Annotated in this window: 12 protein-coding genes; 6 read left to right on the top strand and 6 right to left on the bottom strand. The window is 72.2% G+C overall.

The genetic code is table 11. From position 1 onward, the window contains the following. Positions 1–125: 125 nt before the first annotated feature. Positions 126–506 (bottom strand): hypothetical protein, encoded by a 381-nt coding sequence (locus K1T34_RS46370; protein ID WP_220241102.1) that lies wholly within the window; start codon positions 504–506, stop codon positions 126–128. A 60-nt stretch (positions 507–566) separates the two neighbouring features. Between K1T34_RS46370 and K1T34_RS46365 the strand changes: the two genes are divergently transcribed. Both K1T34_RS46365 and K1T34_RS46360 read left to right on the top strand, forming a co-directional pair. Next, positions 567–1,172, top strand: a complete 606-nt coding sequence (locus K1T34_RS46365; RefSeq protein WP_220241101.1) for a hypothetical protein — start codon at positions 567–569, stop codon at positions 1,170–1,172. 4 nt (positions 1,173–1,176) lie between these two features. Beyond that, a complete protein-coding gene (locus tag K1T34_RS46360; RefSeq protein ID WP_220241100.1) occupies positions 1,177–2,316 on the top strand; it encodes a hypothetical protein in 1,140 nt (379 codons plus the stop codon). Here the strand turns inward: K1T34_RS46360 and K1T34_RS46355 are convergent. Beyond that, positions 2,234–3,235 carry a DMT family transporter gene (locus tag K1T34_RS46355; protein ID WP_220241099.1) on the bottom strand — a complete coding sequence of 334 codons (1,002 nt, stop codon included), beginning with the start codon at positions 3,233–3,235 and terminating at the stop codon, positions 2,234–2,236. The genes K1T34_RS46360 and K1T34_RS46355 overlap by 83 nt on opposite strands. 73 nt (positions 3,236–3,308) lie before the next feature. Here K1T34_RS46355 and K1T34_RS46350 point away from each other — a divergent pair, with 73 nt between their 5' ends. After that, on the top strand, positions 3,309–4,232 hold the full coding sequence (locus tag K1T34_RS46350; RefSeq protein ID WP_220241098.1) for a LysR family transcriptional regulator: 924 nt from the start codon (positions 3,309–3,311) through the stop codon (positions 4,230–4,232). Between the two features lie 142 nt (positions 4,233–4,374). On the opposite strand, the gene K1T34_RS46345 is transcribed toward K1T34_RS46350, so the two are convergent. The 3 genes from K1T34_RS46345 to K1T34_RS46335 all read right to left on the bottom strand — a co-directional run bounded on the left by K1T34_RS46345 (position 4,375) and on the right by K1T34_RS46335 (position 7,144). Next, a complete protein-coding gene (locus K1T34_RS46345; protein ID WP_220241097.1) occupies positions 4,375–4,668 on the bottom strand; it encodes a muconolactone Delta-isomerase family protein in 294 nt (97 codons plus the stop codon). A 97-nt stretch (positions 4,669–4,765) separates the two neighbouring features. Continuing rightward, positions 4,766–5,695, bottom strand: coding sequence for a LysR family transcriptional regulator (locus K1T34_RS46340; RefSeq protein WP_220241096.1), 930 nt, complete (start codon positions 5,693–5,695; stop codon positions 4,766–4,768). 21 nt (positions 5,696–5,716) lie between these two features. After that, positions 5,717–7,144 (bottom strand): hypothetical protein, encoded by a 1,428-nt coding sequence (locus K1T34_RS46335; RefSeq protein WP_220241095.1) that lies wholly within the window; start codon positions 7,142–7,144, stop codon positions 5,717–5,719. 57 nt (positions 7,145–7,201) lie between these two features. Between K1T34_RS46335 and K1T34_RS46330 the strand changes: the two genes are divergently transcribed. Continuing rightward, positions 7,202–7,894: a TetR/AcrR family transcriptional regulator C-terminal domain-containing protein gene (locus K1T34_RS46330; RefSeq protein ID WP_220241094.1), complete on the top strand. Its 693-nt coding sequence runs from the start codon at positions 7,202–7,204 to the stop codon at positions 7,892–7,894. A 3-nt stretch (positions 7,895–7,897) separates the two neighbouring features. Here K1T34_RS46330 and K1T34_RS46325 read toward each other — a convergent pair whose 3' ends face one another. Then, on the bottom strand, positions 7,898–10,201 hold the full coding sequence (locus K1T34_RS46325; RefSeq protein WP_220241093.1) for a LuxR C-terminal-related transcriptional regulator: 2,304 nt from the start codon (positions 10,199–10,201) through the stop codon (positions 7,898–7,900). Positions 10,202–10,789: 588 nt separating this feature from the next. Between K1T34_RS46325 and K1T34_RS46320 the strand changes: the two genes are divergently transcribed. Both K1T34_RS46320 and K1T34_RS46315 read left to right on the top strand, forming a co-directional pair. Then, complete coding sequence (locus tag K1T34_RS46320; RefSeq protein WP_255638058.1) at positions 10,790–12,358, top strand: phosphodiester glycosidase family protein; 1,569 nt, start codon at positions 10,790–10,792, stop codon at positions 12,356–12,358. 264 nt (positions 12,359–12,622) lie between these two features. After that, positions 12,623–16,255 (top strand): discoidin domain-containing protein, encoded by a 3,633-nt coding sequence (locus tag K1T34_RS46315; protein ID WP_220241092.1) that lies wholly within the window; start codon positions 12,623–12,625, stop codon positions 16,253–16,255. Positions 16,256–16,302 lie beyond the last annotated feature (47 nt).

Here is a 16,302-nt window from a genome sequence, read left to right as displayed (position 1 = left end):
GGACGTCCGCCGAACAAACCCCCGCGGGGCCTTTCCGGTGGACGGCGGCAGGAACCGGCCAAGACCACCACACCCGGGCGGGACCGGTCCCGACGTCACCGATCAGCGCGGCCGGTAAAGCCGCCTCAGTCGTCCGTGGTCTTGCTGCACGTCACCGGCTTGCCGGGCGCGGGCGAAGTCGCCTTCGCGAGCTCCCTCTGCTTGTCCAGCAGGATCCGGCACGTCAGCGTGACGTTGCCGGTCGGTGTGGCGGTGACCGAGGCGTCGCGGCCCGCGCTGATGATCACGTCCTGCTTCCACGGCAGCCCGAGCGGGCCGGTGAGCTGGTGCTGCGTCGAGTCGTCCTGGTAGCGGTCGACCGACTCCGCGTAGGTGATCCCGCTCGTGGTCCCGCTGCCGGTGACCTCGTAGCTGATGGCCCACGACTTCCCGGTGGGGTTGGTGCAGGCGACGAGACCGAGGAGCGCGGCGGGCACGACCGCGGCGGAGAGTGCCTTCTTGATCACGCGGCGACTGTACTGGGTGTCCGGTTCGCCCGCCGGGCAGGTGAGGGGCAGGATCGGGGCATGACGGCGTTGACGACGACCAGGCGTTCCCTCCACGGCGTGGCCGAGTTGCTGCTGGCCGGACCGCAGTTCCGCACGTCCGAGCGCATCGAGCTGCGGGTGGCGGGTGAGGGGTTCGCGACGATCGCCGAGCCCGGCCTGGCGGTGGAAGGAACCCGGCTGCGTACGGCTACCGGGGCAGTCGACCTGCCCGGCCGTACCTACCGCGAGGTGGCGGCGTTGATCGGCGTGGAGCCGAGCGACCTCGCCGACGTCTACTCCGACGGACCGTCCGTGCGCGCCGACGAGACGATCGAGCTCGACGCCGAAGCGGTGGCCACCCTGCTGTCCGCCTTCGCCGCCGGGGATCGGGCACTGCGGGAGTTCGCGCCGGACGAGACCCCGGTGCTGTGGCCGGAGCACTTCGACGTCGCGATCACGCTCGGCGCGGTCAACTACGGCGTCTCGCCCGGCGACGGCTACCTGCCCGAGCCGTACGCCTACGTCGGCCCGCACGAGCCGCGGGAGGGAGAGTTCTGGAACGCGCCGTTCGGCGCCGCGCACCCGGTGCGGGAGCTCGACGACCTCCTCGCGTTCTTCCGCGAAGGCCAGGCGCTCGCGGGATGACCGCGTGTCGCTGACTTCGGAGCTGGCCGACCCGGCGAGCGTCCTCACGTCCTGGTGTGCCCGCGTGTTCACCGGCACCCCGGCCGTGGCGGCCCAGGTCGAGGCAGCGGTGCAGGACGTGCGGCCGGTCCGCCCGGCCGCCCGCGACGTCCCGCGCCGCCACTGGGCCGAGATCGGGGGCGCGTTCGGCCAGCGCGTGGCCGATCTCGTGCAGCCGGCGCCGCCGTATTACGCGCTGCTCGGCCTCATCGGTGCGCAATGGGCCACCGGGGCGTGGGCGCACGCTCAGGCAGCCGAGTACCCGACGCACCGCGGGTTGCCGGCCGAGTTCCGCGCCCGCGCGCTCGGCGTGCGGCCCGCCGCGACGACGTGGCTGGATCTCGGCGACCAGCTCGGCGGTGCGATGGCCGAGCCGCTGCCCGGCGTCGCCGAGGCGTGGGCGGAGTTCTTCGACCGCACCCGCTCGTACCAGGACCGGTACGCGCCGCCGGGCACGCTCGGGTCGCCGGGAGTCGAGGCCGTCCTGGCGCGGACGAACTTCGTGCTCTCGGCGTGCGAGGACGTCTACCGGTCGGGCGGGATCGACCCGCGGCTGGCGCGGGTCGTCGACGGCGGCGGGGCGAGCGTCGACGCGCTGCGCGGGCTGGCGACCGACGACCAGGTCTCGGAGCTGGCGGAAATCGCGAAGCGGCTGCACGACCGGGGCGCATTGTGGGAGCTGCGCCGCAGGGGCGGGAACCCGCCGGACGGCACGCAGCTCGGCATCGCCGGGCCCACGATCGTGCCCGGCTGGGCCGACGGCGACGTGCTGCTGGGCGCGATCGACCCGGCCGGCGGGATCGGCGACGGCACGGCGACGCTGCTCGACGTGAAGACCGTGGTCGGTGTCCGCGATCCGGACCGCGTCGGCCGCTGGCTGTGGCAGCTGCTGCTCTACGCGTGGCTCGACGTCGGGGACATCTACCGGATCCGCGACGTCGGGCTGCTGCTCGCGCGGCACGGCACCGTCGTGACGTGGCCGGTGGAGCAGCTCGAAGAGGAGCTGCTGGGCACGCCGGACGTCATCGAGTTCCGTCGCGACGAGGCGCGTGAGCTCGTCGGCGTGATCCTCGCGTCGGTGGGGCTGGCGTTCCCGGAGAGCTGACCCCTCGCGGTGCGCGGCCGGCGAAACACACCGCCGCCACGACGACCGCGCAGCCGGCCAGCTGCAGCACTGTCGGCTCCTCGCCGAGCAGCACGATGCCGTAGACGACCGCGCCGATCGGCTGCAGCAGCATCAGGACCGAGCCCGTCGCGGACGTCATCCGCGGCAGCCCGGCGGCGATGAGCAGCCAGCCGACGACCTGGCCCACGAGCGCGAGCGCCACCAGCCAGCCGAACGCGGGCCACCCCGGCGTGAAGTCGAGCCGGTGGGTTGGCACGCCGAGCGCGACGGCGACGACGCCGGCCGAGACCGTCGCGAGCAGCAGCGACCGGATCTGCGTGGCAGGGCCGCTGCTGAGCCGGATGAGCAGCAGGTAGCAGGAGTAGCCGGCGCCCGCGGCCAGCGCGAGGAGCGCGCCACTGAGTGGGTCGGAGCCGACGGCGCTCTTGCCGAGGAACCCGCCGCTCAACACGATGCCGACGAGCAGCGCCGGGGCCGTCAGCAGGAAGCGCCGGCCCGGGCGCTCGGAGAGGAACAGCAACGCCAGCAGTGGCACGATCACGACCTGCACGCCGAGCAGGACCGTCGCGATCCCGGCGCCGACGCGCGGGATCGACTCGCCCCACAGCACGAAGTCGAGGCCGAGACCGAGGCCGCCCAGCAGCGGGAACAGGATCTTCGGCCGCACGCCCGTGCGCCGCCACTCCCAGAAGGCAAGCGTGGCCAGCACGGGGATCGAGAGCAGGCACCGCCAGAACGAGCTCGTGGAGCCGCTCGCGCCCGACACCTTGATGAACACCGACGACAACGCGATGCAGAGGCTGCCGGCCGCCGCGAGCAGGCGCGGGTCGACCCGATCGGTGAGAACGGTGATCGGCCCGGCCACCGGGGGACGGGACGGGAGCTCGGTCGTGGTCACCCCTCAAGCCTGCGGTGCTCAACTGTCAAGGACAAGCGAATGTTCCTGAGCGGAATTCGGTAGCATCACTACCGTGTTCAGTCTCGACCGGATGCGCGCCCTGCACGCGGTCGCCCAGCACGGCTCGGTGGCCGCTGCGGCCGCGGCGCTGCACGTCACGCCGTCCGGGGTGTCGCAGCAGCTCGCGAAGCTGGAACGCGAGGCCGGCCAGGCGCTGCTCGAACCCCGCGGACGCGGCGTGCGGCTCACGCGCGCGGGCCAGGTGCTCGCCGGGCACGCCGGCCGGATCCTCGCCCAGATCGCACAGGCGCGGTCGGATCTGGAGCTGCTCAACGAAGACGTGCTCGGCCCGCTGCGCCTCGGCGCCATCCCGACGACCATCCACGCCCTCCTGCCGCCCGCCCTCGCGACGCTCGCCGCCCAGCACCCGCGCCTCGAGGTGACCCTGCGCGAGGGCGAGGCCGAGCAGACCCTGCCCCAGGTCGTGGCGGGCGACCTCGACATCGCCGTGGCCGAGAGCTGGGCGGACCGCCCCACGGTGCTCCCGCCGACGGTCACCGCCACCACGCTGTTCTCCGACGTCGCCGACCTCGCCCTTCCCGGCACCCATCGCCTGGCGCACCGCCGCACCGTCGACCTCGCCGAGGTCGACGACGTGCCCTGGATCGCCTGGACCGCCGGCTCGGGCTGCTACGAATGGCTCGTCCACGTCCTCCGGGCGCAACAGCTGGAGCCGAAGATCAGCTGCACCGTCGGCGGCTATCCGACGCAGCTCGCGCTCGTCGCCGGCAACGCGGGCGCCGCGCTCGTGCCCCGCCTCGCCCGCGGCACGCCGCCCGCCGGAGTGCGCATCCTGACCACCCGACCCGCGTTGTCGCGCACGATCGTCGCGATCTGCCGCACGGGCGAGGAAGAACACAGCGGGATCCGCGCCGCACTGGACGCCCTGCTCGCCGCCTCGGCCCGCTTCGCGACGGGGGCGCAGCCGGTCCGCTGAGGTGGGTTCAGGTTTTCGCGGCATGGATGCGGTGTCGAGGGATCTGGTCCCGATGGGCTTCGGCCGGACGTTCTCGCCGTCTCCGCGCCGAGGTCCTCGACCGCCGTTGCGGTGGAACCGGCTCGGACGTGCGGCGGGAGCTTCAGGCCTTCGGGCCCGGGTCGTTCGGATGCGGTTCGAGGGCCGTGACCTCGAACGTCATCCAGTCGTGCAGCGGGAGTTCGCCCAGGACGTCGCTGCGGAGGGCGGCTTCGGTGTCGGCGCGCCAGAGGCCGATGCTGCGCAGCTCGCCGACCGGGCGCCACAGGCGGCCGAGGTGGCCGGTGGCGGCGAGCTCGCGGGCGCGCACGGCTTCGGCGGCGCGGCGCCGGTCGACCTCGGCCGGGTCGGTGCCGTCGGGGACGGTGGTGGTGATGCGGACCAGGAACTCCTGCATGACTGTCTCCTCGGGAAGCCGTTCCGACAAGGAGATCTTGCGCCGCGCCGGCCCGCGGGGGCCACGACCGGATCGCTCGTAGGTCGGAGGCCGCGGCTCACACGGGGTCGGCGGTGCGCCGGGAGTACGGGTCGGTGGCCGGCAGCCATGTGGAGTCGTCGAGGCCGAAGGTGCCGAGGTCCGCGGTCAGAGCGTCGACGACGGCTTGGACGGAAGCGCGGGTGTCGTCGCGGCGGGTGACGAGCGACCAGGTCCAGCACGGCGTCGGGGAGACGATGGGGCGGCGCACCAGGTCCGGCGGCAGGGGAGTGGTCTGGCCCTTCGGCGAGTTGACGACGGGCCGGCGCAGGCGGCGGACGTGCTCGAAGAATGCGGGGCCGGTGACGCCGCCGTCGTCGGTCTGCACGACGGTGGCGCCCGTGTCGCGAGCGAACTGACCGGCGTAGAGGTTCCACGACGACCAGCTGAGCGTGTCGGAGTCGACCAGCACCACCAGGTCCTTCGCCGCTACGGGCGAGGTGTCGGTGCCGGTGGCCACGGCGTAGAGGTGGTCGGCGCCGATCAGCCGCGCGGTGAGGTCCTGGTCGGCGAGGTCGGGCGTCTGCACCCAGCAGATGGCCAGGTCGATGCTGCCGTCGGCGACTCGCCCGGCCTGCGCGTGCGAGGGCAGCACCCACGCGTCGACCTGCACGCGCGCGACGCCGGCGGTGCGTTCGACGAGGTCGGCGGGGCGCCAGTTCACGTAACCGAGCCGCACGGCTTCGGTGCCCGACAGCCCGGTGGCCTGGCGGCGCAGGTCGTCCGCCTGCTGCAGCAGCGCGCGGGCGCCCGGCAGCAGCGACTCGCCGATCGCGGTCAGCGCCACCGACCGGCGGTCCCGGTCGAACAGGCGCACGCCCAGGTCGCGCTCGAGCGCCTTGATCTGCTGGGAGAGCGACGGTCCGGCGATGTGCAGCCGTTCCGCGGCCCGTCCGAAGTTCATCTCCTCGGCGACGGCGACGAAGTACCGCAGCTGGCGCAGTTCCACCAGCGCATCGTAGTTCCCGCGTCACCGCCCGCTGACGAACACCGGCGTGAGCGACACGTCCAGCCGCACCGAGCCGCTCTCGAGGCGCACGGAGACGGGCGCACCGAAGGTGTCGACGGCAACCGCCTCGGGCGCGGTCCACGGCAACGTCACCGGGACCGGCGGCTCCTGCTCCCCGTCCACCGGGTCGCGCTGGTCCCACACCACCACCAGCGGACCGCGCACGGCGCGCTCGACGGCGTAGGCCTGAACCCCGGCGTCCATTCGCGACACTCGCTCGGCCCCCGTGAGCTGCTCGGCGACCAGCGAAAACGTGTCCGCCATCGGCCGCCGCACCTCCAGCGAACGGCCGCGGTAGCCCAGCAGCGGCAGTTTCCCGAACAGCAGGTGCATCATCTGCAGCGGGTCGACGGGTCCCGGCACCTCGGGCGCGAGGTTCCAGTACGCCGTGCGCCGGATCCCCGCCGCGAGCGCCAGCACCGTCCGCACCACGAGCTGCCGGCAGCCGATCCGGTCGCGCAGCGCGTCGAGCTCGGGCGGGCAGCCGTCGAGGAACATCCGCAGCCACGGCGGCAGCTCTGCCATTCGCGAGTACAGCGCCCGCATCGCGGCGCGCTCCGGCGTCTCCCGCACCGCACGTTCCTGCAGCTCGCCTGTGCTCTGAGTGGCCGGCGCGTCGGCGAACGCACCCAGGAACGCCTGCTGCATCACGGGTTCCAGCTCCGGGAACTCGAACGGCACCGGCCCGCCGTGCTCACCCGCCACGATCGGCTTGGGCTCCCCGTACGCCGCCATCATCGCGCGCGCCGCGTCCACAGTGGACGGCACCGTCAGCGGGTCACCGTAGAGGTGCGCGCTGAACATGTCGAAATGTTCGCGTCCCGCCGACACGAGGTGGTCGAAGAACCGCCGCGGCTCACTGCCGGGTTCGCTCGAGAACACGTCGTACCCGCAGCCGCCGAGTACGACCAGCGCGGCCGGATCGACGTCCTTGACCACCTCGTGCAGCACCTTCAGCTGCGTGACGTACTCCTCGGCCGTCCCGGCCCACAGCAGCCCGGTGTTGCTCGGTTCGTTGTCGCACTGCCAGAACTTGACCCGGCCCGCGCACCGCCGCACCAGCTCCCCGATGAACCGCCCGTAGACCGCCGGATCGTGCGCCGGCGAAGGCGGCAGGAAGTCCGTGGACACCTTCGTCGCCCACGGAGAGCTCGAACAGACGGTCAGCCACACCTCTTCGTCGCCGTCGAGCTGAGCCAGCAGTGCGTCGACGGCCGTCCAGTCGTACTCGCCGGGCCGCGGCTCGACCTGGCTCCAGAACACGTAGGCGCGCAGCAGCCCGGCACCGAGTGCGCGAGCCTGCGGCACGAACTCACCCGGTTCGCCGAACAGCCCGTAACTGATGCCCCGCGCCACACCCAGCCGGACGCCCGGCAGCGCTTCGGTCACCACATCCCCCTGAAAGTTTCACTGATAAACTCTAACTATATGCGATAAACTCCGGGCATGCCAGCAGAGCCCCCATCGATCTGGACGCTGCCCCCGCCTCCGCCGCGCCAGCGCTCCCTCGGCCGCGAAGAGATCGTCGCCGCGGCGATCGCCCTGGCCGACGAAGGCGCCGCGGTCACCATGAAGTCCGTGGCCGCCCGGCTCGGCCCCTACACGTCGATGGCGCTCTACCGCTACGTCCACAGCCGCGAAGGCCTCAGCGACCTCATGCTCGACGCGGCGGTCGCCGAGGTCCCCGTGCCCGCCGCCCCGAGCAGCGACTGGCGTGAAGACCTCCGCGCCCTCGCGCTCGACACGCGCGACATGCTGAGTCGCCACCCGTGGTCCGCCCTGCTCGCCCACACCCGCCCGCCCGCCGGCCCGCACCTCATGCGGCGCCTCGAGTTCATGCTCGCCGTCCTCACCACGCGCGGCGCCACGCTGCCCGACGCGATGACCTACGCCGCGCTGATCGACCGCCACGTCCTCGGCAGCGGCGCGCAGGAAGCCGAAGAAGCCCGCCACGAACCCACCGGCGAAGCTTTCACCGAGGCGCTGGCGTCCGTGCGGGACCTCGCCGCCGCAGACCCCGCCGTGCCGCTGCTCACCGCGTGGCTCACGAACCCGTCCGGCCCGCCCCGCGACGCCCAGTTCGACCTCGGCCTCGGCTTCCTCCTCGACGGTATCGAGTCCCGGCTGCCGGCGAGGTGATCCTCAGCCGCCGCGCCGCTGCGCGAGCCACGCCGGGATCCGGCTGCGCGAGCTGAAGCCCAGCTTGCCGAGGATGTGGTCCACATGGGACTCCACCGTCCGGCGGCTGATCACCAGCCGCTGCGCGATCTCCTTGTTCGTCAGGCCCTCGGCGACGAGTTCGGCCACTTCGAACTCGCGGCTCGTGAGCTCCGGCTCCGACGTGTCCCGGGAGGGCGCGACCGGCGCGGGAGGGGCGACATTTTCACCGAGCAGGTGGGCGAGCGCGGCCTCGAACCCGGTCGACGCCTCGACGCCGCGCTTGAACGCCGTGCGAAAACGGGCATCGCCCAGGACTTCTCGGACCTCGCGTTCGCAGGTGGCGTGCTCGTCGATCATGCGGCACAGCCCGAGCATCGCCTTGCCGCCGACGAGCGGCCACACTCGGTTCGCCACGCCGAGGCGTTCGGCCGCCAGTTCGGTCCGGCCGGTCGCGGCGGCGACCCACGACAACAGCTCCACCGACAGCGACGCCCCGAGGATGTCGTTGAACAGCCGCGCCGTGCGAAGTCCGCGTAGCAGCCCCACTTCCGCCGCCTCGTTATCGCCGAGCATCCACTGCGCGAGCGAGCGCGCGTACAGCAGGTGCGTGCGGGCGCGGAGCTCACCGGTCGAGTCGCACGCGGCCAAACCCTCGTTCGCGACGGTCACGGCCGTGGCAGGGTCGCCGCCCCACGCCTCGGACTGCGCCACCGTTCCCAGGCTGAGGACTTTGATGCTGGTGTAGCCCGGAATCGCGGCGAACCGGACGTTCGCTTCGCGGAACAACGCCGTCGCGGTGGCGAAATCGCCCTCGAGGAAGCGACACGCTGCCGTGAGCATCTCCGTGTAGCTGAGCACGACCTGGTCGCCGGTGCGGCGGCCCCACTCCTCGGCCTCGCGGATGAGCGGCAGCGCCGCCCGGGGTTCGCCCATCAGGCACGCGGCGTACGCGCTGATCCACAACGCCCGCGCGCGATCGCGGCTCGGCCGGGGGTTCACGCCCAGTGCCCGCGCGAGCCACAGCCGCCCCTCGGTGAGGTGCCCGCAGTGCAGCCAGAAGAAGTGCAGCGAAACGACGAGATCGAGGCCCGCGGCGAACCGTTCCGGCGCGCCGAGGTCGTGTTCGAGCGCCGTACGCAGGTTGGCGTGGTCGCGCAGCACTGTCGCGTACACCTCGACCTGGTCGGCTCCCGTGTCCCAGCCGCTCTGCGCGCGCCCGGCCAGGCGGTGGAAGTACTCGCTGTGCCGGTCCCGCAGCGCCCGTTCGCCGCCCGCTTCGGCCAGCTTCTGCCGGCCGTACTCACGGATCGTCTGCAGGAGGCGAAAGCGCGTCGGTGCCCGGTTGGCCGAGGTCTGCACGATGGACTTGTCCACGAGCCCCGCCATCAGGCCGAGCACCTCGCCGGTTTCGATGCCGTCGCCGGAACACACCTCCTCCGCCGCGGCGAGGTGCAAGCCACCGGAGAACACCACCAGCCGCGTCCACAAAACCCGCTGACGCGGCGTGCACAGCAGGTAGCTCCAGTCGATCGTGCCCATCAGCGACTTCTGCCGCTGCGGCGCGACCGGGTTGGGGCTCAGCAGCTGGAAGGTGCCGTCGAGCCGGTCGAGCAGCTCGTCGATCGCCAGGGTGCGCAGCCACACGGCCGCGAGCTCGATCGCGAGCGGCAGCCCGTCAAGGCGGCGGCACACCTCGACGACGGTGGACCAGTTGGTGCTGTCGAGGGCGAACCCGCTCGACACGGCGGTGGCCCGTTCGGTGAACAGTGTTACCGCGTCGAGGCCGATGGCGTCGGCAAGGTCGTGGACTTCCGGCACCGCCAGCGGTGCCACGGAGTACACGCGTTCGCCTTCGATGCCCAGCACGTGCCTGCTGGTGGCCAGGATCCGGAGATCCGGTGCGCGGGCGAGGAGGTCGCGCGCGAGCCGCGCGCACGCTTCGGCGAGGTGCTCGCAGTTGTCGAGCACCAGCAGCGGGCTCTTGTCGCGAAGGTACTCGGCGAGCCGGCCCGGCGGATCCTCGTCGGCGTCGCGGATCCCGAACTCCGCGCCGACTGTCTGGGCGAGCAGCGCGGGATCGTGGAGGTCGCCCAGCTCGATCAGCCAGACGTCGTCGGGGAATGTGTGCGCCACCTGGTCGGCGATGCGGACGGCGAGGCGGGTCTTGCCGACGCCCCCGGCTCCCGTGAGCGTGACGAGGCGCCCCGCAGAGAGGAGCCTGCGGATCTCGACCAATTCCCGCTGCCGACCGATGAAGCTGGTCAGCTCCGCGGGCAGCGTCCCCATCGAGACCACCTCCACGAGTTGGTGTGAGAGTACGTCTCGCGGTGGCCGATGTCAGATTGGTCCGTTTTACGCAGGCAGCACGGGACCCCGTACCACGTCGTGTGCTCCGTGGTACGGGGTCCAGCGGGTCGGCTCACTCCATCGGGGGGAGAGTGAGCACCTCCTTTCGGCGGGAACGGCGAAACTTGGTTCAGGCAGCCAGATCCGATGAGGGCGGTCTGGTGTCCGGTGCCGGGGAGTGGGACGCTTCCCGGTCGCGCCCGGCCGGCTCACAGCCCGGCCGCCAGGTACCCACGTGCGTCCACTGCCGGCCCCACCAGTGGCTGATGAGGACCGTGGACCGGAAGCAGGCCGGACACGGCTGGCGAAGGGAGTCGATCGCCATTGCGGGACCTCCGTGTCGGTTGTGCTTCTTGCTCTTCCAGAGTCGCGGCTCGGCGCGGCCCGCACATCGGGAGTCCTACGGAGAAACTACGTACGTATCCGGTTCGGCAGAGGTTCACCGGCGCTCCAGCCGACGGACAGGTCCGGGTCGACCGCAGCGAGTGAACTCACCCGGATCCGCTTGAGCCAAGGGAGAAACCCACAGTGTTCACTTCGTCACGCGCTCGGCGCGTGCTCGCGGCAGCCGTCGTCGTCGCAGGGGCGGCGGCGGTTCTCACGCCGGCAGCCGACGCTTCGGTGGCCGGTCCCGCCGGCTACACCTGGACCACCGACGCGGTCGCGCCGGGCGTTACCGTGCGCACGGGAGTGCTGAGCGCCACGGCCCACCCTCCGTTCTGGACGGTCACGATCACCGCGCCGGCCAAGAACATCGTCACCGGCGCCGCGACGACCGCCGAACTCGGCACGGCGGCGTGGGCGCGCGACACCGCCGCCCGGCTGCAGGCGGCGGGCTACCCCGCGCGCCAGGACACCGTCCGCTGGCCTGGCTTCTCCGACACCCCGCACGGCGTCGAGGGCGTGCGCGTGCGCACCGGCTCCTACCCGACGCAGGCGGCGGCCACCGCGGCCGCGACGACGCTTAAGGCGGCCGGGTTCAGCGCCGTGGCGGAGTGGACGGGATACGACGCCGACCAGGCGCCCGACGCCGAGCGCGTGCACGTCGCCGTGATCGACCGTGGCCGCTTCCACGGCAGCATCGAGGCAACGCACGACGGCACGGTGGCACAGCGGGAAACCACGTCGTCGATCGCGGCGAAGACGGGTGCGCTCGTGGCCGTGAACGGCGGGTTCTTCGTGACCGCTGACGCCGACGGTTTCCAGGGCGTGCCCGCCGGGCTCGCCGCGTACGACGGCAAGCTCGAGTCGCAGTCGTCCGGCGCCCGGGCCGCGCTGGTCCTGGGCCACCGCGGCGACGTGTCCATCGAGAACCTGACGTCCACGGTGACGCTGCGCTCCGGCGCGGCGACCCACGCGGTCGAAGGCGTGAACCGCAAGCCCGGTGTCGTGCGCGACTGCGGCCGGCCGGGCCTGACGCCCACCACGAAGCCGCGGCAGGACTTCACCTGCACCACCGTCGACGACCTCGTGCTCTTCACCGCCGAGTTCGGCGCCGCCCTGCCCACCGGCACGGGCACGCAGGTCACGCTCGACCGCAACGGCCGCGTGCTCACCGTGGGCGCGCGCGGTGGCGCGGTGCCCGCAGGCGGTTCCGCCGTGCAGGGCATCGGCCCGGCCGCCGGCTGGCTCGCCGCCCACGCCGCGATCGGCCGCAAGCTGACCGTCGACGAGCGCGTGCGCACCGCGTCGGGCCGGCCGGTCGACCTCCGCGCCGGCGACGGCATCGTCAGCGCGGCGCCGGTGCTGCTGCGCCACGGCCGCGAGGCCATCGACGCCGCGACCGAGGGCGTGCTCGACCCGAAGGACCTGTCGTTCGGCTACGCCTGGGCCGAGCAGCGTCAGCCGCGCACGATGGCCGGGCTCGACGCGCAGGGCCGCCTGCTCCTCGTGACCGTCGACGGCCGTCAGCCCGGCGTCAGCGAAGGCGTGACGATCGAGGAGGGCGCGCAGCTGATGCGCAGCCTCGGCGCGGTCGACGCGCTCAACCTCGACGGTGGCGGCTCCACCGCCATGGCCGTCGCGGGACAGCTCGTGAACCACCCGTCGGACGCCACGGGCGAGCGTCCGATCGGCGACGCGGTGCTCGTGCGCTGACCCGTCCGGCCGGGCTCGTCCGCTCAACCCGGACGCGCCCGGCCGGACAAACCGGGCACCTCGGCGTTCACTCCGGCTCTTGACGACCGGCGCCCTCCCGAGTTCCGACATCGATGTCATCTCGGCCGATTCTTGTCTCTCTTGTCTTCTTGACGGGCGGGTGACCGGCCGGGAAGCTTCCTGGCAACGTTGTCACCCGTCGACGTCGACGCCTGCGGTCCCCGCGTCATGTGGACGGGTTTTGTCTCGAGATCGGGAGATCCCATGACGTTGGACCAGAGCGGCGCGCCCGGCGCGGATTCGGCACTGTCGCGACGGGGCGTGCTGGCCGCCGGCACCGGGTTGCTGGCCGGGTTCGGCCTGACGGCGGTGCTGCCCGGCGTGGCCTCGGCGGCGCCCGCGTCCCCCGCGGTGACGGACGGACACACCTCGACCGACCTGGCGCTGTTCCGCCCCGTGCAGGTGTCCTCCACCGACTACGCGGCCACGCCCGCCGAGTTCGCGGTGGACGGCCTCGCTCAGGTCGGCGTGCAGGGCTCCGGCTGGCGCGCGGCCAAGGGCGACTCGCAGTGGATCATCGTGGACCTGCAGGGGCGCTGCCAGGTCGACTCCGTGGTGCTCACGTTCGAGGCCCGCCCGGGCGACCCGGCGTTCGACACGACCGCCTCGCGCAGCAACACGAAGGGCACCGAGGTCCAGTCGAGCTACGCGACCGTGTTCGACCTCGACATCTCCCAGGACGGCAAGTCCTGGCGCACCGTCCACAGCACCGCGCAGGGCACCGGCGGCGTGGTGACCATCCCGCTGAAGCCGGCCGTCACCGCGCGCTGGGTCCGCCTCACGAGCTCTGCGGGCTCGACCACCAACCCGTTGGGGCTCAACGGGTTCCAGGTCTACGGCACGACCGGCGACAACCGCCCGGCTGTTCGCGGCTGGACGTCGTTCCCCGTGCGCGGGCACGACAACCCGCCCGCGCTGGCGGTGGCCGCCGACGGCTCCGTGCCGCTGGAGTCGGGCTGGGTCCTCACCATGCAGGACTGGGCGCCGAGCACCGACGGCGCCGTCCTGTCGGGCACCGCGGTCGACACGCGCGGCTGGCTGCCGGCGTCCGTGCCGGGCACCGTGCTCGGCTCGCTCGTGGAGCAGGGCCAGCTGCCCGACCCGGCCAAGGGCATGGGCAACATGCACATCCCGGAGGCCCTGTCGCGGCACTCCTGGTGGTACCGCCGCACGTTCTCCGTGCCGCGCGGTCTCGACACCTCCGCGGGCCGGCACGTGTGGCTCGAGTTCGACGGCGTCAACCACGAGGCCGATATCTGGCTCAACGGCGCCCACGTCGGCAACCTGGCGCACCCGTTCGGCCGCGCCGCCCTCGACGTCACGGCCGCGCTGCGCCGCACCGGCGACCAGAACGTCGCCGTGAAGATCGCGCCGATGCCGTTCCCCGGCAGCCCGGGCGACAAGGGGCCGGCCGGGCAGTCCTTCGTGGACGCGGGCGGCACGATGTTCGCCAACTCGCCCACGCTCGTCGCGGTGTCCGGCTGGGACTGGATGCCCGCGGTGCGCGACCGCGCGTCCGGCATCTGGAACCACGTCCGGCTGCGCTCGACCGGCGCGATCGTGGTGGGTGACACCCGCGTGGACACCAAACTGCCCAACCTGCCCGCGACCGACGTCGCCGAGGTGACCATCACGGTCCCCGTCCGCAACGCCGGATCGGTGGCCCAGCGGGTGAAGGTCACCACGGCGTTCGACGGGATCTCGTTGTCCAGCACCGTCACCGTCGCGCCGGGTGAGGAGGGCGCGGCCGTCTTCGCGCCGTCGGCGTTCGGCCAGCTGCGGATCAAGAACCCGAAGCTGTGGTGGCCCAACGGGTACGGCGACGCGACCCTGCACGACCTCACCGTGACCGCCGCCATCGGCTCCGCGGTGAGCGACCGCAAGAACCTCAAGTTCGGCATCCGCCAGATCACCTACACCTACGACCAGCCGGTGACGCCGGTCGACGGCGTCGCCTCCCAGACCGTGGACCTCGCGCCGCAGCAGGCGCGCTACGTCCGCGTGCAGTGCGACAAACGCGCCACCGGATGGGGTTTCTCGCTCTGGACGATGTCCGTGGTGGACAGTGCGAACGCCGGCACCGACCTGGCCCAGGGCAAGACGGGCACCAGCTCCACGGTCGCCGACGGCAACCCGCCGCCGAACGCGTTCGACGGCGACCCGAAGACGCGCTGGACCTCGGAGTACGCCGACAACCAGTGGCTGCAGGTCGATCTCGGTGCCACGACGTCGTTCGACCGCGTCGTGCTGGCGTGGGAGACCGCGTATGCGCAGACGTTCCGGATCCAGGTCTCGGCCGACGGCGACGCCTGGACCGACGTGGCGTCGGTGGACAACTCCGCGAAGCCGCTGACGTTCATCGTCAACGGGGTCAAGGTGTTCTGCCGCGGCGGCAGCTGGGGCTGGGACGAGCTGCTGCGCCGGATGCCGCCGGAGCGCGTGGACAACGTCGTCGCGATGCACCGCGACATGAACTTCACCATGCTGCGCAACTGGATCGGCTCCTCCTACCGCGAAGAGCTGTTCGAAGCGTGCGACCGCTACGGCATTCTCGTGTGGACGGAGTTCTGGGACGGTTTCTCGACCGATCCGGCCAACCACGACATCTTCCTGGCCCAGGCCAAGGACACCGTGCTGCGCTACCGCGCCCACCCGTCGGTCGCGGTGTGGTTCGGCTGCAACGAGGGCACCCCGCCGGCGGTGATCGACCAGGCGCTGCGCTCGATCGTCACGGAGAACACGGACCTGCTCTACCAGAGCAACTCCGCCGGCGGCGTGATCACCGGCGACGGCCCGTACCGCTGGCTCGACCCGAAGCAGTACTTCACCGGTGAGGCGACGGGCGGCAAGGCCGGCTTCTGGAGCGAAATCGGCATCCCCACCGTGTCCGTGGTGGAGAGCATGCGCAACCTCGTCGGCGAGGGCGACGCGGGCTGGCCGATCGGCGCGCCGTGGTTCCTGCACGACTGGTCCACGCAGGGCAACCAGTCGCCGCAGACCTACCTCGCGGCGATCGACGCGCGGCTCGCGCCTTCGTCGAGCCTGGAGGAGTTCTGCCGCAAGGCGCAGTTCGTGAACTTCGAGAGCATGCGCGCGATCTTCGAGGCGTGGAACTCCAAGCTGTGGAACGACGCCACCGGCGTGCTGCTGTGGATGTCGCACCCGGCCTGGCACAGCACGGTGTGGCAGACCTACGACTACGACCTCGACGTGAACGGCAGTTACTACGGCTCGCGCAAGGGCTGCGAGTCGCGGCACGTGCAGGCGGATCTCACGACCTGGCAGGTGCGGGCGATCAACCACACGCCCGACGCGATGAGCGGCATGACCGTGACGGCGCAGCTGCACGGGCTCGACGGCAAGCCGCTGGGCGCGGCGCAGACGGAGAAGGTCGACGTGGCCCCGATCTCGGGCACGGCCGCGTTTACGGTGCCGTTCGGTGCGGACCTTCCTGCGCTGCACCTGCTGCGCCTGACGATGACGGACTCGCACGGCGCCGTCGTCTCGGAGAACACGTACTGGCGCTACCAGGCGGACACGTCGATGCGCGCGCTCAACCAGCTGGGGCGCACGCAGCTGTCGACCAGCCTTCGTTCGGCGGGCAAGGACGGTTACACCGCAACGATCCGCAACACGGGCAAGACCGTGGCCGCGATGGTGCGGCTGTCGCTGCGCGAGAACAACGGCAAGGACCGCGTGCTGCCGACGATCTACGGCGACAACTACTTCTGGCTGCTGCCAGGGGAGTCCCGCACGGTCACGGTCGCGCCGCGGCGGTCCGTGAAGTCCCCGCGGCTGTCGGTGGAGGCGTACAACGTGCCGGCGAAGCTGAGCTGACTTCCGGTTGCCGGAGCCGGCCGTAGGGCGGCTCCGGCAACCGGTCC

This window comes from Amycolatopsis sp. DSM 110486 (genome assembly GCF_019468465.1).
GTDB lineage: Bacteria > Actinomycetota > Actinomycetes > Mycobacteriales > Pseudonocardiaceae > Amycolatopsis.
The sequence above is the reverse complement of the archived record's forward strand: the minus strand, read 5'-3'. Positions and strand labels throughout refer to the sequence as shown.